Annotated in this window: 19 protein-coding genes and 1 pseudogene; 12 read left to right on the forward strand and 8 right to left on the reverse strand. The window is 34.1% G+C overall.

Annotated elements, in window-relative coordinates; translation table 11 throughout:
- The first annotated feature begins 6 nt into the window (after positions 1-6).
- From folE to LB076_RS11890, 6 genes are all read left to right on the forward strand, one after another.
- The gene (gene folE / locus LB076_RS11865; protein ID WP_066331996.1) at positions 7-678 is read left to right on the forward strand and encodes a GTP cyclohydrolase I FolE; all 672 of its coding nucleotides are present in this window, start codon (positions 7-9) and stop codon (positions 676-678) included.
- A gap of 128 nt (positions 679-806) precedes the next feature.
- Complete coding sequence (gene cysS / locus LB076_RS11870) at positions 807-2285, forward strand: cysteine--tRNA ligase (protein ID WP_066331994.1); 1479 nt, start codon at positions 807-809, stop codon at positions 2283-2285.
- A 24-nt stretch (positions 2286-2309) separates the two neighbouring features.
- Positions 2310-2555, forward strand: a complete 246-nt coding sequence (gene yidD / locus LB076_RS11875) for a membrane protein insertion efficiency factor YidD (protein ID WP_066331992.1) — start codon at positions 2310-2312, stop codon at positions 2553-2555.
- Between the two features lie 98 nt (positions 2556-2653).
- Positions 2654-3574, forward strand: coding sequence for a prolipoprotein diacylglyceryl transferase (gene lgt, locus LB076_RS11880; RefSeq protein ID WP_066331990.1), 921 nt, complete (start codon positions 2654-2656; stop codon positions 3572-3574).
- Positions 3575-3675: 101 nt separating this feature from the next.
- Positions 3676-4029, forward strand: a complete 354-nt coding sequence (locus LB076_RS11885) for a hypothetical protein (protein ID WP_066331984.1) — start codon at positions 3676-3678, stop codon at positions 4027-4029.
- 86 nt (positions 4030-4115) lie between these two features.
- Positions 4116-4919 carry an endonuclease/exonuclease/phosphatase family protein gene (locus tag LB076_RS11890; RefSeq protein ID WP_066331982.1) on the forward strand — a complete coding sequence of 268 codons (804 nt, stop codon included), beginning with the start codon at positions 4116-4118 and terminating at the stop codon, positions 4917-4919.
- 95 nt (positions 4920-5014) lie between these two features.
- On the opposite strand, the gene LB076_RS14185 is transcribed toward LB076_RS11890, so the two are convergent.
- From LB076_RS14185 to tgt, 8 genes and pseudogenes are all read right to left on the reverse strand, one after another.
- Entirely contained in the window at positions 5015-5179 is a 165-nt protein-coding gene (locus tag LB076_RS14185) for a glutaminase (RefSeq protein WP_425598039.1), read from the reverse strand.
- On the reverse strand, positions 5136-6320 hold the full coding sequence (locus LB076_RS11895; RefSeq protein WP_425598038.1) for an asparagine synthetase B: 1185 nt from the start codon (positions 6318-6320) through the stop codon (positions 5136-5138). Before LB076_RS11895 ends, LB076_RS14185 begins: the two co-directional genes overlap by 44 nt.
- A gap of 147 nt (positions 6321-6467) precedes the next feature.
- On the reverse strand, positions 6468-8009 hold the full coding sequence (dnaB, locus tag LB076_RS11900; RefSeq protein ID WP_066331977.1) for a replicative DNA helicase: 1542 nt from the start codon (positions 8007-8009) through the stop codon (positions 6468-6470).
- A gap of 141 nt (positions 8010-8150) precedes the next feature.
- On the reverse strand, positions 8151-9104 hold the full coding sequence (locus LB076_RS11905; RefSeq protein WP_066331974.1) for an acetyl-CoA carboxylase carboxyltransferase subunit alpha: 954 nt from the start codon (positions 9102-9104) through the stop codon (positions 8151-8153).
- Between the two features lie 185 nt (positions 9105-9289).
- Positions 9290-11224: an LTA synthase family protein gene (locus LB076_RS11910; RefSeq protein ID WP_066331972.1), complete on the reverse strand. Its 1935-nt coding sequence runs from the start codon at positions 11222-11224 to the stop codon at positions 9290-9292.
- Between the two features lie 26 nt (positions 11225-11250).
- A complete protein-coding gene (locus LB076_RS11915) occupies positions 11251-12135 on the reverse strand; it encodes a DMT family transporter (protein ID WP_066331970.1) in 885 nt (294 codons plus the stop codon).
- A complete protein-coding gene (locus tag LB076_RS11920; RefSeq protein WP_066331969.1) occupies positions 12122-13255 on the reverse strand; it encodes an LptF/LptG family permease in 1134 nt (377 codons plus the stop codon). The genes LB076_RS11915 and LB076_RS11920 overlap by 14 nt, the downstream gene beginning before the upstream one ends.
- A 45-nt stretch (positions 13256-13300) precedes the next feature.
- Positions 13301-14430, reverse strand: a pseudogene (gene tgt, locus LB076_RS11925) (tRNA guanosine(34) transglycosylase Tgt).
- Positions 14431-14955: 525 nt separating this feature from the next.
- Between tgt and LB076_RS11935 the strand changes: the two are divergent.
- The 6 genes from LB076_RS11935 to LB076_RS11960 all read left to right on the forward strand — a co-directional run bounded on the left by LB076_RS11935 (position 14956) and on the right by LB076_RS11960 (position 23019).
- Positions 14956-16224, forward strand: coding sequence for a DNA cytosine methyltransferase (locus LB076_RS11935; protein WP_066331958.1), 1269 nt, complete (start codon positions 14956-14958; stop codon positions 16222-16224).
- The gene (locus LB076_RS11940) at positions 16221-17297 is read left to right on the forward strand and encodes an HpaII family restriction endonuclease (RefSeq protein WP_066331955.1); all 1077 of its coding nucleotides are present in this window, start codon (positions 16221-16223) and stop codon (positions 17295-17297) included. Before LB076_RS11935 ends, LB076_RS11940 begins: the two co-directional genes overlap by 4 nt.
- Before the next feature lie 228 nt (positions 17298-17525).
- Complete coding sequence (gapS4a, locus tag LB076_RS11945; protein WP_066331953.1) at positions 17526-18470, forward strand: GapS4a family protein; 945 nt, start codon at positions 17526-17528, stop codon at positions 18468-18470.
- Between the two features lie 2 nt (positions 18471-18472).
- Positions 18473-19639, forward strand: a complete 1167-nt coding sequence (gene gapS4b / locus LB076_RS11950) for a GapS4b family protein (RefSeq protein ID WP_066331951.1) — start codon at positions 18473-18475, stop codon at positions 19637-19639.
- Between the two features lie 739 nt (positions 19640-20378).
- Complete coding sequence (locus LB076_RS11955; protein WP_066332124.1) at positions 20379-21797, forward strand: DUF6794 domain-containing protein; 1419 nt, start codon at positions 20379-20381, stop codon at positions 21795-21797.
- A 208-nt stretch (positions 21798-22005) separates the two neighbouring features.
- Positions 22006-23019 carry an IS30 family transposase gene (locus LB076_RS11960; RefSeq protein ID WP_070786782.1) on the forward strand — a complete coding sequence of 338 codons (1014 nt, stop codon included), beginning with the start codon at positions 22006-22008 and terminating at the stop codon, positions 23017-23019.
- Positions 23020-23122: the final 103 nt, after the last annotated feature.

The raw sequence follows: 23122 nt of genomic DNA on the forward strand, positions 1-23122 counted from the left end.
CTTTTAATGATAAATAAGGACGAAATACATGATGAAATAGGCGATAATCATATTGCTTCATGTGCAAAAAACCCAGTAAGAGACGATGCGTTTGATATTACTGATGAAGAAAAAATTGAAAAAATAAAAAAAGATGTTGAAAACATTCTGTTGACCTTAGGAATGGATTTGACCGATGATAGCATGCAAGGAACCCCTAATAGGGTGGCCAAGATGTTTGTTAAAGAAATTTTTGGCGGATTGAATCCTGCCAAAAAACCTAAAGCATCTACCTTTGATAACAATTATAAATACGGGGAGATGTTGGTCGAAAAAAACATCACCTTATACTCTACTTGTGAGCACCATTTATTGCCCATTATTGGCAGAGCACATGTGGCTTATATCTCTAACGGAAGGGTTATTGGTCTTTCTAAAATGAATCGTATTGTAGAATATTATGCCAAAAGACCGCAAGTACAAGAGCGCTTGACCATGCAGATTGTGCAAGAATTGCAAGAAGCATTGGGTACACAAGATGTGGCTTGTGTGATTGATGCCAAGCATCTTTGTGTAAATTCTAGAGGTATTAATGATATTGAAAGCAGTACGGTAACCTCTGAATTTGGTGGTAAATTTAAAGATCCTCAGGCACGAAGAGAGTTTTTGGATTACATTAAAATGGAAACAAAATTTTAAGAGTAGCTTGTTGTTACTAATTGATTAATCACATACCTAGCCCTGATTGCAGTGAAAATCCTTTTTATTTTTTCTTTAAAAATAAAAAGATTGTAACGAAAAGCAGGATTAGCTTCTAAAAAATAAACATGCCTTTATATAGCAATCAAACACTGAAAATATACAATTCTCTTTCGGGAGAAAAAGAAACTTTTGTACCCATCAATGAGGGCAATGTAGGGATGTATGTTTGTGGCCCAACGGTCTATAGCAACGTGCATCTAGGAAATGTACGGACTTTTATGTCTTTTGATGTTATATTTAGGTATTTGCTGCATTTGGAGTATAAAGTGCGGTATGTACGCAATATTACCGATGTGGGACATATTGTGGATGATGTGGATGATGGCGAAGACAAAATTGCCAAAAAAGCCCGTTTGGAACAGTTGGAACCCATGGAAGTGGTGCAACGCTATACGATTGATTTTCATGAAATACTGCAGGCTTTTAATTTTTTGCCGCCTAGTATTGAGCCTACGGCTACCGGACACCTTATTGAGCAAATTGAAATTGTTAAAAAAATAATGGATGCTGGTATTGGTTATGAGGCGAATGGTTCGGTGTATTTTGATGTGGTAAAGTTTAATAAAACCAATCATTATGGCCGATTAAGTGGTCGAAATATTGAAGACATGCTGACCAATACTCGGGATTTGGATGGGCAGTCTGATAAACGAAATCCTCAGGATTTTGCGCTATGGAAAAAAGCAGAACCGCAGCATATTATGCGTTGGCCTTCGCCGTGGAGCGATGGTTTTCCGGGTTGGCACTTAGAGTGTACAGCTATGAGTACTAAATATTTAGGAAATCATTTTGATATTCATGGGGGCGGAATGGATTTAAAATTCCCGCACCACGAGTGCGAAATTGCGCAGAATGAAGCCTGTACTGGGCAAACTCCTGTTAATTATTGGATGCATGCTAATATGCTTACACTAAATGGTAAGAAAATGGCTAAATCCACAGGAAATAATATTTTACCAAGGGAGATTTTGACTGGTAAAAATCCTATTTTAAGCAAAGCATTCTCTGCTTCGGTTGCTCGTTTCTTTATGTTGCAGGCGCATTACCGTAGTATTCTTGATTTTTCGGACGATGCTATTGTAGCTGCCGAAAAAGGCTACAAAAGATTGATGGAGGCAATGGATGTTATTAAAAATATTCCTTCGGGGGTGCGTAGTACGCTGGACATTGCCTCTTGGAAACAGGCGTGTTATGATGCCATGAATGATGATTTTAATACTCCTATTTTGATTGCGCAGTTGTTTGAAGGGGTGCGTTATGTTAATTTATTAGTTGCTAATCAAGAAAGCTTAACGGCTACTGATCTTGCGGATTTTGCCCATACAATGCAAGGCTTTGTTTTGGATGTTTTGGGCTTAGAAGATGAAAAAGTTTCCGATACTACTACAGACAAATTAGAAGGAACTATAAACCTACTTATTGCAATGCGAAATCAGGCTAGAGCCGATAAAAATTTCGCTTTGTCGGATCAAATTAGAGACCAACTCATTGCACTTGGTATTCAATTAAAAGACAGCAAAGAAGGAACTACTTTTTCGGTTTAAGATAGTGGTAATACGCAAATAATAATGCTCAAAAAAATACTTATTTTTCCGTTTTTGGTATTGGTACGCATTTACCAGCTGTTGGTATCTCCGCTAACTCCTGCCTCTTGTAGGATGGAGCCTAGTTGTTCTCAATATATGATAGAGGCACTAAAAGTACATGGCTTGTTCTATGGCGGATATTTGGGCCTAAAAAGGATTGGCAGTTGCAATCCTTGGGGCAAAACGGGCTATGATCCGGTTCCTGCCAAAAAATGCAACCACAACTAACCAGCGGTTTTTAGGCTCTAAATAGTAGGAATCTTTAACCAAAATTTCACACTGAATTTCTGTATAAATAATGTATTTTTACATTAAATAAAAAATAAATGATACACACTTTAAATATTGTTTGGAACCCATCACAGGGTATTGACCTTGGTTTTTTTATGATTCGTTACTACAGTCTTATGTTTGTAGTGGCTTTTGGTCTGGGATGGTACCTGATGAAAAATATCTACGAGCGTGAGGGTGAGTCTATTGAAAAACTAGATTCTTTATTTATTTGGACGGTGCTTGCAACTCTTTTGGGCGCGCGTTTGGGACACGTTATATTTTATGATTGGGAGTATTTTAGAAACCATTTGTTAGAAATATTTTTGCCATTTAGATTTAGTCCTACATTTGAATTTACTGGCTTTCAAGGCTTGGCTAGTCATGGTGCTGCTATTTCGATAATTATTGCTATGTATTATTACAGCAAAAAAATACTACAAAGGCCTCTGCTTTGGATTTTAGATAGAATTGTTGTAGCGGTTGCTTGCGGTGCTATTTTTGTACGATTAGGCAACTTTTTTAACTCCGAAATTATTGGTAAAGAAACGACTTCTGCTTTTGGAATAAAATTTGTTCAAGATCAATTTAGCCCCAATGATGCGGTTAACGCAACACAAATTGCAAACCCACACCAGGCGTACCAAGCCATTGCTACAGACCCAAAATTTGTTTCGTTATTGGAACAAGTACCCGTAAAACATCCTACCCAATTGTACGAAGCATTTTGTTATATTTTTGTATTTGCTATTTTGTTTTTTTTATACTGGAAAACCCAAGCTAGATTAAAATCTGGTTATTTATTTGGACTTTTTTTGGTACTCCTTTTTACTGTACGAATGATTGTAGAATCCGTAAAAGAAAGCCAAGGCGGTTTTGAAAGCGCTCTTGGGCTCTTCTCTACCGGACAATGGCTGAGTATTCCTTTTATATTAATTGGTCTTTACTTTGTTATTACGGCCAAAAAAACTGCTTAATTTTGGTTTAAAAATCTCTTTTTTTATTAAAAAGAACTTGTGTTACGGTTTTCCGTAAAACAAATCCCAACCGTAAAGGTATTTTTGTATAAAAAACAATTATGCCACGTACTGTTAACAAAATAATACTTCTGATAGGGGTGCTTATTTTTTCGGGATGTCAAAATAACAATACCATTACTACTGCCATAACAACAACTCCTTTAAAAAAACGCACTTTATTGTACGAAAAATATGATACCATAAACAGTAGTGTACTTATACAAGGTAAAAATCAATATGGCCAGAAGGTGTCTGGCAAAGGAATTATTGAAAACAAACTAGGGATGGGTATTGTGATAGATACGGATGGTAAAAAAAAGGAAATTGTTATGGAGCAAACAAGCAACCTACAAATTAATGCCATTGATGAAGATGGTTTTGAATATTATTTAAAAATTGTATCTAAACAATAACGCCTTTTAGTTTAGCCCGTATTGTTTGGTATGTGGATATAAATACCCTTAATTTAGCCATCCAAAAACCGAATTACCAGAGCCTAATGAAAATTTACTGCACGACGTTTTTACTCTTTTTTTACGCTCTATTATTTTCACAAACCAAATTACTTTCGTGGAATATTGAAAATATTGGACGTTCCAAATCTGCTGCCGAAATAGAATACATGGCGCAAATGATACATCCGTATGATGTTATTGCCATCCAAGAAGTGGTAGCGGGCTATGGCGGAGCCCAGGCAATTGCTCGACTAGCAGCTGCTCTAAACAGACATGGCTCTAATTGGGACTACACCATTAGTGATCCCACAAGTAGTAGTGCTTACAAAACAGAACGCTATGCTTTTATTTGGAAAACTGCCAATATAAAAAAAATTGGAGCTGCTTGGCTAGAAAAAACTTACCATCTTGTTATAGATAGAGAACCGTTTTTGTGCACTTTTGAAAAAGAGGACAAACAATTTACGGTAGTTAATTTTCATGCTGTAACCAAATCCCAACAACCCGAAAAAGAAATCAAGTATTTTAAATTCTTGCCAGAGCAATATCCAGATTTAAATTTAGTATTTGCCGGAGATTTTAATTGCCCTCAATCTCATACGGTTTTTAATCCATTAAAAAAAATGGGATACTTACCGAGTTTAGTTAAGCAAAAAACTTCTTTAAAACGTGGCTGTAAACAACAAAAATGTTTGGCCTCAGAGTTAGACAACATTTATTACAACAGCTCCCGTTTACAAAAAATAAAGGCAGGTATTATTCCGTTTTACACTGCGTTTACTTCATTAAAAGAAGCTAGAAAAATATCCGACCATGTACCTGTTTGGTTAGAATTTGATATGCGTTAATAACAAAATCTTACTCTATAAATGCGTTTTAACTACTACGTTTTAAACTTTTTGGGGATTTAGTATCTTATAAATTACCTTGTATTGCCATAAATCTAAAAAATAGACATTCCAGTTTTGGTAGTCAGTAATTCTAAGGCATGCATTCCTAACTCCGAATTTCCTTTTTTATTTAACTTAGGAGACCAGGTTGCAACTACTTCATTTACTACATACCTAGGTTTTTTGTTTTTTCTTACGTGCAGCCGGAAACAAAACATTGTTCAATATTAGCCGATATCCTGGCGAATTAGCGTGTAAATCCAAAACCGTGGGTGTATCTCCTACCCGATGCTGAAAATCTTCTGGATCATGCCCTCCATAAAAAGTGAACATTCCTTTTCCTTTTTCACCATGTAGGTAACGAGCTTCACCATTGAGCGCACAACTCCCCATCACAAGTACATTTGATTTTACTACCGCAGGATTATAGGCTGTAGTTTGCCCCATAAAGCCTTTGATGATCTGGGTGTGGTTTTGACACAACATACTCGGGATAGGATCCCACTTGGCAGAATATTCCATTAGAGTAAAATAATCTTTCTCCATCGGGATTTTTCTTAAATCGGTCATGTCGATATCCGAAAATTCATATTTATCGGGTCTGCGTTCTAGTATAAAATCTTTAAAAGCAAAAGAATTTGCATAATTCATTTTGGCTTGATAATTAGGATCACTATCGTCTCCATCAAACATAGGTCCACATATATCTACACCATCTGCTGCCAATGCTATATCAAAACTATCCGTGGCAGAACACATCGCAAACATAAAACCGCCTCCTATTACAAAATTTTTAATTTTTTTGGCAACAGCGCCTTTCTGCTGAGATACTTTTTCAAAATTTAGTTTATGCGCCAAGACCTCCGCAGCTTTCTTTTGTTCTATATACCAAGGTACGTTTTTGTATGCGGCATAAAATTTTCCGTATTGGCCCGTAAAATCTTCGTGATGCAGGTGCAACCAATCATAGAGTAGCAATTGGTCGTTCAAAATCTCTTCATCGTATATTGTGGTAAAAGGAATTTCGGCATAGGTCAAAACCAACGTTACAGCATCATCCCAAGGTTGTTTTCCTTTGGGAGTATAAACGGCAATTTTAGGTACTCGTTCTAAAACAACCGTTTCCATATTTTGGGATGGACTAGCAATTTCTTTACGGATTAAATCTTGTTCTGCATCGGATAGAATTTCAAAACTAACCCCTCTGATTTGGCATTCTTTTCGGATCTCGGACACATCCGGAAGTAAAAAAGAACCACCCCTGTAATTTAATAGCCAGTTTACCTTATAATTTTTGGACAAACACCAATAGGTAATCCCATATGCTTTGAGATGGTTTTTTTGGGTACTTTCGTCCATTGGTAACAAAATAAACGACGCGTGTGCCGTAAAAGAAAGCAGTATGAGGGATAGTAAAAAAAATCTTTTGGCAACCATTACTTTATATTTTTATCAAATATAAAACTAACTTGGCAAAGTGCATTAATTTGTTCGAACTATTACCTATTAAAATGGCATGTCATCGTCATTATCTTCATTTAAGTTGCTACCAAAGGCTTCGTGTGCCGAAGGAAGGTTTTTGGTTATAAACGAATTATCCTCTTGATTCATCGAAGATGGCAAATCGTCGTAGCCTCCTGTAAAATCTTCCAGATTGTCAAACTTCCCTAGGTGGCCAATAAATTTCAAACGTACGTTTTCAATACTACCATTACGGTGTTTTGCAATCATAATTTCGGCTTGACCCGCCGTAGGAGAGGCTTCGTCATCATCCCACTCATCAATTTTATAATATTCCGGACGATACAAAAAGGATACAATATCGGCATCTTGTTCAATAGCTCCAGACTCCCTAAGGTCAGATAACAAAGGTCTTTTGCTGGATCCACGGGTTTCTACGGCACGAGATAGTTGTGATAGTGCAATCACAGGCACGTTTAACTCTTTGGCTAATGCTTTTAGGTTTCTGGAAATAGTAGAGATTTCTTGTTCTCGGTTTCCGCCTCCTTTACCATTACCGCCAGCGGTCATTAATTGCAAATAATCTACAATTATGATTCTGATTCCGTGTTGGGATACCAATCTTCGGGCTTTGGCTCTTAAATCAAATATAGACAAAGAGGGAGTATCATCAATAAATAAAGGGGCTTTTTCAAGATTTTTGACCTTGGTGCTTAATTGTTCCCACTCGTGTTTTTCTAATTTACCGGTACGCAATTTTTCGGACGATAAACCCGTTTCGGACGAGATCAAACGCGTGATTAACTGCACGGATGCCATCTCTAACGAGAATAGTGCTACAGGCATGCCAAAATCAATGGCCATGTTCCGAGCCATAGACAATACAAAGGCCGTTTTTCCCATGGCGGGTCTTGCAGCAATAATGATTAAATCACTTGGTTGCCAGCCAGAGGTTATTTTGTCTAATTTTTCGAAACCGGTTGCTACCCCACTGAGACCTTCTTGTCCTGCTATTTCTTCAATACGTTTTTTGGCTTGTAGTACCAAACTTTGCGCCGTCTCAGAACTACGTTTAATATTGCCTTGGGTAACTTCGTAGAGTTTCGATTCTGCCTTGTCAAGCAAATCAAAAACATCGGCACCGTCATCATAAGAATCTTCAATAATTTCTGAAGAAATACGAATCAAACTTCTTTGAATAAATTTTTGGAGTATTATCCGGGAGTGAAATTCTATATGTGCAGACGAAGATATCTTCTGTGTGAGCTGAATTAAATAAAAATCGCCTCCGGCTATATCTAGTTTGCCGTTTTTCTTTAATTGTGCAGATACCGTCAATAAATCTATTGGCTGCGTATCGGTAAACAACTGTACAATTGCTTCAAATATATGTTTGTGCGCTTCTTTATAAAAAGCATCTGGTTGCAGAATATCAATTACATCATCAACCCCTTTTTTATCAATCATCATTGCGCCCAAAACGGCCTCTTCGAGCTCCAATACTTGTGGAGGAAGTTTTCCTTTTTCGAGGCTGATTATGGTAGTTTTGTCCGCCTTTGCGGGGTTTGTGTTTTTGAAGTTTTCCATACTACAAAAGTAACATAAATTTAAAAATTATTTTTTTTAGTTATTCCAAATAAATGGCTATACCATCCTATTTAGGAAAGCATATTGCAAAAAAAATCCGAAACGTTTGGGTTTCGGATTAGAACTTTTTATATAAAAAATTTACTCTTTATATTCCCCCATTTTACTGTATTTGTCCATTCTTTGGTCAATCAATGTAGCGGTTGCCAGATCTTTCAACTCGTGGTATGCTTTTAATACATACTCCTCTACGGTTTTGAAGGTTGTAGGCCTATCATAATGGGCTCCACCTAATGGTTCTGGAATAATATCGTCAATCAATTTTTGTCTTTTCATGTCTGCAGAAGTCAATTTTAAGGCCTCAGCAGCTTGTTCTTTGTATTCCCAACTCTTCCATAATATAGAAGAACATGACTCTGGCGAAATAACCGAATACCAAGTGTTTTCTAACATATAAACTCGGTCTCCAACGCCTATACCTAAGGCACCGCCTGAAGCACCTTCGCCTACAATTATGGTAATAATAGGCACTTTTAAACGCACCATTTCAAAAATATTGCGCGCTATCGCCTCTCCTTGTCCTCGTTCTTCTGCTTCAAGACCTGGATAGGCTCCCGGAGTATCTATTAGGGTCAGAACAGGAATTCCAAATTTTTCGGCCATTTTCATCAAACGCAAGGCTTTACGGTATCCTTCTGGGTTTGCCATCCCAAAATTTCTATACTGACGTGTTTTGGTATTGTATCCTTTTTGTTGGCCAATAATCATAAAAGATTGTCCTCCAATTTTACCCAAACCACCAATCATGGCTTTATCATCTGCAAAACCTCTATCGCCGTGCAGTTCCAAAAAGGTATCGCCACAGAGTGCTTTTATGTGATCTAAAGTGTAGGGTCTGCTTGGATGCCTAGATAATTGTACCCGTTGCCATGCCGTTAAATTTTTATAAATATGTTTTTTGGTATCTATTAGTTTCTTGTTAATTTGTTTGCAAGTAGTTGAAACGTCCACATCGGACTCTTGACCAATAACAAGGCATTTATCTAACTGATCTTCTAGTTCTTTAATTGGAAGCTCAAAATCTAAATATTCCATAGTATTTGTGCGTTTTGTTGTTTAATTGGATTGCAAATATAAATATTAAATGATTTACAACCGCTTTATTTTTTATTTTAGTGTGCAAGTACAAAAATGCCATTGCGATAACTACTACAAATCAAAACCATATATAACTAGTAATGCGTTACAAACCAGTTGCAAAACCGTGTTTTGATCGGTTATTATTTTTGTTGCTTTGTCTTGTATTTTCGTTGTTTGTATAAGTAAGAAGCCGTGATTATATGTCCCAAAGCGTCTTTTGCCATTTCGGTATTTAACTTTGTTGGCTCCAAAACCGTATCGTTTTGCATCTTGAATTGCAAAGGCTCTTTGTTTGGCTGCAAAATAACCACTTGGTTACCCACTCTAAAAGCATTGTTGTTATGGAACTGCATAATGGCCCTACCTGGAGTAGCATCTGGCAATTTCATTAGATTAATTCCAGGCATGGGGTGTTGTAAATCCATACCTATAAAATGAAACAACGTTGGGGCAATATCTATCTGACTACACAACTTGGTATACCGCATCCCTTTGGGTACATTAGGTCCAATTAGTAATGCTGGAATATGAAATTTGTTAATAGGAACCAGATTTTTGCCATAAGTTCTGGTATTGTGATCTGCAATAATCAAGAAAATAGTGTTTTTAAAATAAGGCTCTTTTTTGGCCATTTCGAAGAATTTTCCGATAGAAAAATCTGCGTATTTCATGGCATTATGCACCGTGTTTTTTTGTTTGTCATACAAGGCAATACGCCCATCCGGAAACTCAAATGGCTCGTGGTTTGAGGTAGAAAACAGTAACGAAAAAAACGGTTTGTCTCCCTTTGATTTATAATAATCATTGGCCTTAACCGCCAAATCTTCGTCGGAATAGCCCCAAGTCCCTTTGAAAGCGGCTGTATCTTTATCATAATCTTTTTCGTCAATTATCTTACTAAAACCATTTCCGTTAAAAAAAGATGCCATATTGTCAAAATTTGCCATACCGCCGTAGATAAAACTAGTATCATAGCCCTTCTCTTTTAAGTTTTGGGCAAGGGTATAAAACCCCGTTTGGGAGTTACTTAATTTTACCACGCTCTCTGATGCCGAGGGCAAAAAACCCGTAACTACGGCCTCAATTCCTCTCACGCTGCGCGTACCTGTAGCATAAATATTAGTAAACAACAATCCTTGCTGGGTTAACGCATCCAAGGATGGCGTGAGTGGCAAACCACCCAAACTCCCCACATACTCTGCCCCTAAACTTTCTTGCAAAAAAACAACTACATTGTAGGGTCTAGCCAAAGTGCTGTCCGTTTTTTGCAAATGCATCAAGGGCAACTCAGGGTCTGTAAAAGCGTTGTTAGCAACCTGCATGTATTTTTTGACCCTAGAGATAGCCTCATTGGGATCCATTTTTCCGTACATTTTTTCTGCGTTATCTTCGTTTTTTAAAGAATACAGCGCAAAACCAACCGTATATAAGGAGTTAATTCCTAAATTATTAGTTAGTTGATCCGTCGAAAATATTGCATTACTGGCATTAATAGGCCTTTTAGATACCAAGCTGGAGCGTGCTCCCAAAAACAACAAAAAAGCAACCAAAGGAAACCACACCAACTTGGTCCGATACATAGTGAATTTTGGGTAAAATAATTTTGCTGCATTTTTGGCACTAACCCACAATGCCACACTCAGAACAAAGAATGAGAAAAATAGGGATCCTAAATAACTTTTTACCAAAGTACCTACTACTTCTTTAGGATAAATTAAATAATCTATAAATAATTTATTGGGGCGGGTATCGTACTCCTTTATAAAATCAAAAGTAGCAAGCTCCATGAATAACATAAGGAATAAGAAACTCAGAAAATAAACCGTAAAAAATTTCTTTATTTTTTGCAAATAATTATCTGGCAAAACGCACAACAATAAGCTAGGCAAAAAAGCAATATAAGACAACACAATCAAATCCATACGCAGGCCTATTGGAAAAATCATCCAATAATCTGGTGTTTGTACCACACGCTTGTGGAACATAACAAAAAGCAACAACCTACTTAGCGTAGTGATACACAATCCTATGAAAAAGAAATTCAGGATTGGTTTTAAAAATTTATTTATTTTCATTGTAAAAAATTGGGATGTACTAATGCTTATTTTTTGGAATTCATTTTATGCTTGACCACACCATTTAAAAGCACGGTAAGAACAATCATAAAAGCGCCAATATAAAAAGAGAAACTCATTTTTTCTTTTCCGCCAAGGATAAAATAGGCCAGAAAAATTCCGTAAACAGGCTCTAGATTGGTAGTTAGCATTACGGTATAAGGGCTTAATTTTTCCATTATTTTAACCGAAACTGTAAAAGCATATGCCGTACATACTGAAGCTAAAAGCAATAACAAAAGCCAATTTGAGAGGCTTAAATCAAAAAAAGCAGCGGTAAATATATTTTGAGACCAAAAATAAATAGTAACAAAAAAGGCGCCAGCCATTAGCTCATAAAAAGACAGCACAGATGGATCGTGCTTATGTATCAATTTACCATTCATTAGGGTAAACAAAACCCCCAATAAAATAGAAATCAAGGCGTACACTATCCCTTCATAATACCCCACCTCTACCTTCATAATCAGAGCGAGTCCTGCCATTATTACCAGTCCGAACAAAACCTCGTACCACAAAACTTTTCGTCCATAAAAAAGTGGTTCCAATAACGCCGCAAAAAAAGCCCCTAACGAAAAAACCGAAAGCGTGATAGAAACATTAGAAACATGAATAGCATGAAAAAAGGTAATCCAGTGCAAGGCAATTAAAAGCCCTACAAAAAGCAATTTAAGGAAAACAGTGGTAGAGACTCGGAAGGATTTTTTCTTAAAAACTATAAAAGCCCCTAAAAAAACCCCTGCCATTAACATCCGATACCATACAATAGCATCCGAATTTATGGTGATCAACGCACCCAAAATGGCCGTAAAACCCCAAATAAAAACAATAAAATGCAGACTAAGGTAACTCTTTAAACTATCGTTTTGCATTGCGTAATAAATAAATTGCTAATACTCCAAAAAACATGTTAGGGAACCACACTGCCAAAAAGGGCGAAAAAGTAGATTTCTCGGCAATGGTGCCAAATATTTTATCAAAAAAAACATACCCAAAAGCAATGGCAATACCTATGGTTAAATTCATCCCCATGCCTCCCCTTCGTTTCATGGAAGAAACAGCAACAGCAATGATGGTCAAAATAAATGCAGCCACAGGCACACTATATTTTTTGTACAATACAACCATATAGACATTAATATTGGAGGCACCACGCTCTTTTTGTTTATCAATAAAATCATTTAATTTATGCAAACTCAAAGTCTCGGCTATATAAACCACTGGGGTTAAATCTTCTAGATCAAAACTAAATTTAGCCTCTTTTTCAGAGGCTCTTTCTAGAGTATCCCCTAGCTCGCCTACGGTTCTTTTGGCATAATCATACAGAGTATAGGTGCTGTCCTTGGGATTCCATTTAATTCTGGTTGCCGTAATTTTGGAGACCATTTTTTGTTTTTCAAAACGCTCGAGGGCAAAATTAAAAGCCATCTTAGTTTCGGCATTAAAACTATTTACATACAAAAACTCCTTTGGATTAATTTGTCTGTACACATCGGTAACGTTGCCCATCATGGCCTCTTTGCCATTACCCCTGAGATAGGTATATCTAAAATAATTAAACCCCTCACTGGATTTAGGCACCACATAAAACCCCATCAACAAAACAAAAACCGAAACAATAGAAGCCCCAATAAGATAAGGTCTCAAAAAACGAGTAAACGAAATTCCAGAACTTAAAATAGCAATAATCTCCGTGTTATTAGCCAACTTAGAGGTAAACCAAATAATGGATAAAAATAAAAATATAGGAAACAACGAATTTGCAAAATAGATCGTAAAATGATAATAATAGATCGCAATTTCCGATAACGGAATCTTGTTTTCAATCATTTTATTAATCTTCTCCGAGACATCAATAATAATCCCAATAGGCACAAAGAGCAACAACATAGCCGAAAAAGTGGCCAAATACCGCTTCAGGATATACTTATCTAGTATCGTTAAACCCACCAAGTCCGAAAGAGAGAACTTTTTATTTTTTTTATCAATCATATCCCCATTTATTACCCATACCAATCCCTTAGGAGTTACCTGAGGTTATAATCTCTGGCTCATATTCTTTACCATCTCCTCTTTCCAAGGTCTAAAATCACCCGCTAAGATATGCTTTCTGGCCTCCCGAACCAACCACATATAAAAACCAAGATTATGAATCGTAGCAATTTGTTTGCCCAAATACTCATTGGCCGCAAAAAGATGCCGCAAATACGCCTTAGAATACTCGGTATCCACAAAAGTAATAGCCATAGAATCAATAGGCGAAAAATCGGCTTCCCACTTCTTATTCTTAATATTTATAGTTCCGTTAGCCGTAAAAAGCATCCCATTTCTAGCATTACGAGTAGGCATCACACAATCAAACATATCAATCCCCAAAGCAATATTTTCTAGAATATTAATAGGTGTTCCTACACCCATCAAATAACGCGGCTTATCCTCTGGCAAAATTTCGCAAACCACCTCCGTCATGGCATACATTTCTTCAGCAGGTTCCCCTACAGACAACCCCCAATGGCATTACCCACTTGGTTTGAATTAGCAATATACTCCGCCGATTGCCTACGCAAATCCTTATAACAGCTCCCTTGCACAATAGGAAAAAAAGCTTGATCATAACCATACTTCACCGGGAGTTTTTCCAAATGATTCACACAACGATCCAACCAACGGTGCGTCATTTTCATAGAACGCTTCGCATAATTATAATCACACGGATAAGGAGTACACTCATCAAAAGCCATAATAATATCCGCGCCAATAGTACGCTGAATTTCCATCACATTCTCCGGCGTAAAAACATGATACGACCCATCAATATGCGACTTAAACTTCACCCCTTCCTCCTTAATCTTCCGATTAGCCGAAAGCGAATACACCTGATACCCTCCAGAATCGGTCAAAATATTGCGATCCCAGTTCATAAACTTATGCAAACCACCCGCTTTTTCCAAAATTTCCGTTTGCGGACGCAAATACAAATGATAGGTATTCCCCAAAATAATATCCGGGTTAATATCCTGCTTTAACTCCCTTTGGTGCACACCCTTAACAGAAGCCACCGTCCCAACAGGCATAAAAATAGGCGTTTCAATAACACCATGATCCGTAGTAATACTACCCGCTCTAGCCTTAGACAGCGGGTCTTTTTTTAATAAGTCAAACTTCATAATACCATTTTTGTACCGATTGTTCGGCGAGCAAAGATAGGTTAATTTGAAAACTAGAGAATTAGATAACCCAAAAAATTAAACAACAATTAGCAAAAAAAACTACAGATAGCTTAATTATAAAACCAAGCCAACCAGCAAAACCAAAATTATTAGGGCATGCCCTACGCAAAAGCTCCGGTCAGGCTATACGCTATATCTTTAGGCCGCCAAAAAAGCGCCCTAAAGGATGCCGCTCCTATCCTTCATGCAAAAAAAAACAAAAACCCAAAATCAAGACAAATTTTGTACCATTACCTAAAAAATATTTCTATATTTGGTATAGAATACCCTCACAACACCATCAGGCCTATCTAGCCAAATAGGGTGCGATAAGGATGGTTTTGTTAGACGTATTCGCTAGTTATGCCTCACCCTACCAAAAATGCCTGCAAACATTGAGCGGAAGACAAAACCGAAAACTAAACAAAGTAATCACTAATAAATTTAGTATTTTAGCATCTTAATATTGAATGAAAAAATATAATGAAACTGAAAGAGAAAATATCGCTCGAAAAAGTATTTGAAAAAGAATATAAAGACAAACTTGTTGAACCAAAAAACAACAAAGAAGCGGTCATTACACATTTTTTGCACAATAGCAAAAACGGAGTTTCACAATTTTACAAGAAAGATGCAGTAAAATTCACAAAAGAAATTTTACAATATAAATACCCAGAAGAAGAAATTACGAATATTGTAGCGGAAGAAGCTTTACAATATGGGATTTTTGACACTTTTGGCGTTCCATTTCCTCCTTTAGAAAACCCTAAGTTTAAATTTATTGACCTTTTTGCAGGAATCGGCGGTTTTCGTTTAGCAATGCAAAATTTAGGGGGAAAATGCGTTTTTACAAGCGAATGGGACAAAGAAGCTAAACGAACATATAAGGCAAATTTTGGAGAAAGGCCATTTGGAGACATTACTAAAGAAGAAACTAAAGCCTTTATTCCCGATAATTTCGATTTGCTTTGTGCTGGTTTTCCTTGTCAAGCATTTTCAATTGCAGGAAAACGTGGCGGATTTGAAGACACAAGAGGAACATTATTTTTTGACGTTGCTGAAATCATAAAAAGAAAACAACCAAAAGCAATTTTTCTTGAAAACGTAAAAGGATTAAGAAATCATAACGGAGGAAAAACTTTAGCGACAATCTTAAATGTTTTAAGAAATGACTTAGGATATTTTGTTCCCGAACCACAAATCATCAATGCAAAAGAATTTGGTGTTCCACAAAACAGAGAACGAATTTATATTGTTGGATTTAGAAATGATTTGGGAATTGAGAGTTTTGAATATCCAAAACCAACAAATAAAAAAGTTGCATTTTCAGACATCAAAGAAAAGGAAGTTCCACCAACAAAATATTTTCTTTCAACTCAATATGTTCAAACTTTAGTAAATCATAAAGCTAGACACGAAAGTAAAGGAAACGGTTTTGGTTACGCTATTATTCCTGATGATGGAATAAGTAACGCAATTGTTGTTGGCGGGATGGGAAGAGAAAGAAATTTAGTGTTAGACCATAGAATTACAGATTTTACACCAACAACTCATATAAAAGGAACTGTAAATCGTGAAGGAATTAGAAAAATGACACCACGAGAATGGGCAAGATTACAAGGTTTTCCAGATAATTATTTAATTCCAGTTGCTGACGCATCTGCTTATAAACAATTTGGAAACTCCGTAGCCGTTCCGGCTATTCAAGCGACTGCAAATGAAATTTTAAAATTAATTGGAATTAAGAAATGATAACAGGAAATAAAGGAGAATGGAGCGAAGTTTATACACTTCTAAAAATCATTTCTGACAAACAACTTTTTGCAGGAGATAGTAATTTAAACAAAATAGAAACTTTGATTTTTCCAATAATCAAAGTGCTTCGTGACGAAACGAATGGAACTTTTGAATTTAGTTATGATAACGATTTAGTCATTGTTAAAAATGGCGAAAAAGAAATTAGAATCTCGGTTTTAGAATTTCAGAAACAAGCTTATTTTCTTTTGACAAAACTCAAAGAAAAAACAAATGCAACTTTTTCAATTCCAGAAATTGAAAGTTTTATCAACTCTTTTGACAGTCATTCATTAAAAGCAAAATCGACTGTAAAAAGTGATATTAGAATTGTAATTCACGACCAAAGAACTAACACAAATCCTGAACTTGGATTTAGTATAAAATCACAACTTGGCGGTGCTTCTACTCTATTAAATGCAGGAAAAACGACAAACTTTATTTTCAAAATCAACAATTTGACTTTAACTAAAAATCAAATATTAGAAATAAACGAAATTGATACAAGAAGTAAAATCAAAGATAGAATTGGCAAAATCACTGAATTAGGAGGTAAATTGGAGTTCCAAAAAACAGAAAGTTCTGTTTTTGGAAACAACTTAATTTTGATTGATAGTGCTCTACCAAAAATAATTGCCGAAAGTTTACATTTGTTTTTTACTTCAACTATTTCAACGGTTTTAGAATTGACATCGAAAATTTCAATAACAAATCCTCTTGGCTATAATTTAGAAGCTAATCATCCATTTTATTCATATAAAATCAAACGTTTTTTAACTGACATTGCTTTAGGAATGATGCCATCGAAAGTTTGGACTGGAGAATTAGATGCAACTGGTGGCTATTTAGTTGTAAAAGAAGACGGAGAAGTTTTATGCTACCATATTTACAACCGAAACGAATTTGAAGATTATTTATTTACAAATACAAAGTTAGAAACCGCAAGTAGTACAAGACACGAATTTGGAAAAATTTACGAAGAAAACGGACAAATATATTTCAAACTGAACTTACAAATACGTTTTAAATAATACCGAAAAAAAAAGGGCGAAGGCATAACAGCGGTTTTGATATAGTGGGGTTTTAGTGGAATTATCGTTTCGCATCAAGTTTCCGTTAAGCCGAAAAATTAGCGGTTACGATTTCCCCACCATCTCAAAGCCGCGACACGTTGGCAGTAATGTTGCCATAAATCGTATAAAAAGAACAACTTAACATTAAAAAAAACTACATTTAGAAATAAAATTTAAAACCTGAATATGGGCGAATGGTCTAAAAAAATTGGAGAACAAGGAGAAGATATTGTTAAATACTTTTTTGAAGAACTAATTGGTTACAAAAATAATTATAGAAATAATTTAGAATTAAGTTGTAGTTATAGTGATGACCACAAGAAGAAAGATGCTGCCAAAAGGTTAACTCACGGAATTGACGGTTTAGTTTCCTACAAATGCCCTTTAGTCGATGAATTATTGGAAATTGGAATAATTTCAAGTAAATATTCTTTTGATGTCTATCCTCCAAAACCAAAAGATAAATTTAAAGAACACTTTGTTGAATTAGCATATACTATTCGTTGCTTTCTTAATTCAGAAATTTACAATAATATAAACTCTAATACTTCAAACGTAACGGATACAAAAGTTACAGGGGTTTTAGTATGGCTTTCCAATAATGATGAATGTAAAAACAAAAATATAATTCCCGAAATATCAGACACACAACTTTCAGGATTAAATTTAGTTTATGATAAAATACTTATTGTTGACAATTCAAGAATGGAATTTTTATTTGATTTAATTCAACCATTAAAAACCATTTTTGGAAATGGAAATATAGATTTTGTATATCCTAAAACAGGAATGAATTTATCTATGGTTCAAGACAATAGTTTTGGCAAAAAATTACCTTTACAATTAATCTGTTCTGACGTAATTCCAATCAGAATTGATAACAATAACCAAATAATATTACTTTTAGGAATTAGAGACAATTTCGATGAAAATAATCTATTAAAACTCATTAGTTTGTCTAAAGAATTTAATCATCTGGAAGCAACTACAAAAACTATAATCAGTTTTCCAGATTACAATAAATTAAAACATTCCGATAGTGTCAAAAAAGTATTGTCACAATTAGAAAATTTAAAATATTCCGACCAAATAGAAGTAGTTAAACACGATTTTGATTTTAGAAACTTATAATTATGGCAATCGAACAAGAAAAAACAAAAGATTTTTTGCCAGTTGGTGAAAATTTAAGAGCGATGATTTCTCAATCTTTTTTAACTGCAAAAAATTTAAAAGATGTTCTTAATGATAAAGGGATTTTTATTGATGAAAACGATAAAAACAAATCTATTCCATTATTGATGACATCAATTTTAAGTCCAAAAGAATTTGAAGGTTTAGTCGAAAATCAAATTACAAAAGAAGAAAGATTTAAGGTTAATACTTTAACTATTCCTTGTAAAACGGATAAGAAACTTTTAGAATTAATACCTACAAATTTCTCAATAAATAACATTATCAAAGAAAATGTAGTTTACAAGCCTAATTTTAAAGTTATAGGTAATCCAAAATTTACGATTGTCGCAAACAATCCTAATCAAATTCAATTAGTTTACGAGATTGAAAGAAAAAATGAGACTAAAGATTGGGTTCAAACCAAAACTACACACAAATCTTTTCTAACAATTGAGAAAAAAAACAACGAAATAAATCTTGTTGTAACGAAAAACTCAACTTCAAAAGAAACAAATGATATTAACGAAATGATTATGAAATCATTTAAAACTCATTTGAAAGATATAAATTTAGTTAAAGAGGAAGCAGATTATGTTAGAATTTTATTTAAAAACTTCAATAATGTAAATAGAATTCAATTCTTGTATAGTTTTACTTCTCCCTCAATTAGTAGAAGTTTGGAATTCATTGAAATAACAGATTTGAATGTTCAAATAGATGAAACAATAAATACACCTAATGAAATAAAAGAGTTCATTTCTGGAATTGATAATTTAAAAATAAACGGAAAAGAATTACAAGAACATATTTTTATAACTAATCAAACTTTTCACGAAAAAATAATATTTTCTTCTATTTCACTTAAATATAAGTTTGATTTTGGAGGTTTAAAAGGAACTTGTATTTCTGAATTCTCATTCCCTGCATTTCTACAAAAACAAAAAACTAATTCCGAATTTCAATTTAACCTTTCAATAAATTTAGATAAATCGGTAAAAGAATTTGGTAATTTAAATACCATAAATAAAGATATTTCAAGAATTATTGAAAATTATAAATTGGAACAGTTTGAAAAATACAAATTGACTGACGAATTAACACTACTGCCAACCGCCATTTTGATATAGCTGGAATTTAGTGGAATTATCGTTTCGCATCATGTTTTCGTTAAGCCGAAAATTGAGCGGTTACGAACTTCCAGCCATCTCAAAGTGGCATAACGTTATGGGCTAGTTTTGCCCATTTTGCGCAGATAAAGCCGTTTTTATAAGAAAAAACTGTTTATAATTTTAAGGTTTAGGGTTCTTAATTCCTAAAAAAGCGTAAAAAAACTGGATTCTTAAAAGCCAAAAAAAACATTTTGTTGTTTAAAGAGTATTATTTCCAACCTGAAAATAATCCAAAACAAAATAATGACATAAAACAGCGTGATTTGTAGTTTACAGAGTGATTTTTTAAAATAAGAAAACCCCCAAGTTGAAGCGCAAACGGCATTTTACCAGCTTGACGGAAAAAATTAAATGAGTGTAATTTGTATTTTACAAAGTGATTTTGCAAATAAGAAAAATCTCGGATTTAAATCTTAAAACAGGATTTTACCAGCGTTACGTGAAAAATTAAAAAAGTGTGATTTGTTCTTTACAAAGTGAGTATCTAAATAAAAAAATCTCGAATTTAAAGCCAAAAAATATTTGCGTTTTTAGGTTTGTGAAGAAAAAACCAGCCCATAACAATCGTCTTAACTAATTTGCAGATTCTGTGGAATTACCGTTTTTAATTGTATATTCGTTATGAAGAAAAACATCCGTATCCAAAGCCTGCAAACTAGTTAAGGCGGGAACGTTAGTGGCTATTTAACCCGAAAAAATGAGAAAAATAATAACTTTAATAGTAATTTTATTTTGGGTTAATTCTAACTCACAAACAAACTATAATCCAATTTCTATCTCAAAAACATTCTCAGAAAATGGAAAATATTATATTGAATCAACTCCATTTGATGATTTTTATCCAAGTTTAAGAGGTAAATCTTTAATATTCAAAAATAATAAATTAAAATATAAAATTGAAAGACCATTCGTAATGCTTGGTAGTTCAAGTTATTTAGCAATAAGTAATGATGGTAAATATGTTATTTATATTATGTCGAAAAATTCAAATTCAAAAGAAGTTGAATTGAGAAATGTTACTATTTATAAAAAAGGAAAGTTAATAAAAACTTTTACAATTGAAGAATTTAGCAATTGCAATCCTGAAAATGAAACTTGTAACCTTATCTATGATAATTTTGACAATATAATTGATTATAAAAAAAGTAAATTTAATGACACAAAAAATACAATCATATATAAAGATGATATAACTCAGGAAGAATTATTCTTGTCCAAGAATCCAGTTTTCATATTAAATGACACCATTTACTCAACAAACTCAAATAGAATTACAACAATTTTCGATTTAGTTCATCAAAAAATTATTAAAAAAATTGAATTCAGTAAAGTTTATTCAAAACTTAATTTGAGCAACTATAAAATAAAATTTGAACAAAAACGATTTCCTACTCCTCAAAATAATGATACCTATTTTCCAAATTTGAAGAATGGTAAAAAAACAGCAATTGCATTAGCTGAAATGCTTGGAATGAAAGCATTGTATGTAAACGATAGTGACGATGGAAAATATCAATATTTTACAATTGACATAAATGGTTTTGTTGACCAAAACGGAAAATTAGAAATACTAAATTTAAAAGTAGACAAAAAACTTCCATATGATAAAGTTAAAAGTTTCTTTGAAGAACAAACTTACGATGTAAGCTTTTTACCGAAGGAATTTGATAAATTCTTTTATCATTATTTCTTTTGGAGATTCAGAAATGCTGATAATCAAATTGCAATACTAGACACCAAAGAGTATGAATTAGAACAATTAAAAGTAGAAGAAAATAGAAAATATGCTGATACTATAGATAATTTTTACATTCCAAAAAACTTAAAAGAATGTTTTATTCAGTTAGATAAAACATTGAACAATAAAAGTAAAAAACAGCTTAAAGAATCAACAGACTTATTTATGTTCAATTCTCACGGTGGTGGTTTAGGAATGTGGATTAGAAATAATTGGGGAATAAATGGTGGTTCAAGATTATTAATTTATTTCAATGAAAGAGGAATAACTGACAGAGATTATATTTCAGGAATAATAATTTATGAATATGTGAAATGGCTGAAAGAAGAAATTAATGCAGCAGAAATTTGGGAAAATGAAAATCCAATAAAAAAATAAACAGCCACTAACAGGCGTTTGGCAAGATTGCGAATTTTGTAGTAAATTCACGTTTACATTTCGCAAGAAATTTTATCTTTGATAGAAAATAATCGGTTCCGAAGTTCGCAACCTCGCCAAGCGCCGGAACGTTGTGCGTCACTTTGGAGCAACAGGGAGAATTCAATAACCTAGCGCAACAAATGATAAATTTTATCTTTGTTGAATTATGGAAAAAAAGTACAAGCGATTATCCTTAGAAGAACGTATTATAATTGAGACATTACTTAAGGAAAACAGGACCGAAAACTACATTGGAAAGCAATTAAATCGAAATCGATCTACCATAACCCGAGAAGTAAATCTTTGGGTAAGAAACCCAACCGATATTTACAAGGCTGATTTAGCACATTGGTATGCTTTAGAAACCAATAAAAACAAAAGAACTCAAGACAAAATAAATTCATATCCTAAACTTAAGATATTCGTTTACAGAAGCTTATTAAAAGGAACGAGCCCTGAATTAATGGCTGGACAAATCAAGTTATTATATCCAAATGACCCTATCATGTCTATTTCTTATGAATCTATATATAAACATATTTATAGGTCTAGGCAGTCTACTTTAGGCAAAAAACTAATCAAACTCCTCCCCTATCATCATCACAAAAGACGAGACAAAAGAAAATTTGGTAAAAAAAGAACACGGATCAAAGACCAAGTCAGTATTGACCTAAGACCTATTGAAATTGAAAAACGTCTGGAAGCAGGGCACTTAGAAGGTGATTTGATGATTGGTGTCGGACACAAAAGTGCCATTGGAACCATCGTAGATAGAAAAACTAGATATGTTATTATTGTACCAATCAGCAACAGAAAATCAAAAACAGTAACTCATGAATTTGCAAAGCTGTTAAATAAACATCCTCAATACCTCAGAAAAACAATGACTTACGATAACGGAATGGAAATGGCTAATCATAAATGGCTCTCTGAAAAGACTGGAATGGATATTTATTTTGCACATCCTTACTCCTCATGGGAAAGAGGCACAAATGAAAATACTAATGGACTAATTAGAAGGTTTTTACCCAAAGGAACCGACTTTAACACAATAACTACTGAAGAGCTGAAACGAATAGAAAACAACCTAAATAACAGACCTAGAAAGGTTTTAGGTTTCAAAACACCTAATGAAATGAGGAACCAAGAAATTAATAAAATCAGTAACACACAGGCTTAATTTTGGAAATAACTTTTGGCTCCTTAAAAAGCCAAAAAAGTTATTCTAAAATTAAGCACATTATCTAAGAAAAATACTAAATTTGATTTATTAAAAATAACTA

Source organism: Flavobacterium crassostreae (assembly GCF_001831475.1).
GTDB classification, from domain to species: domain Bacteria; phylum Bacteroidota; class Bacteroidia; order Flavobacteriales; family Flavobacteriaceae; genus Flavobacterium; species Flavobacterium crassostreae.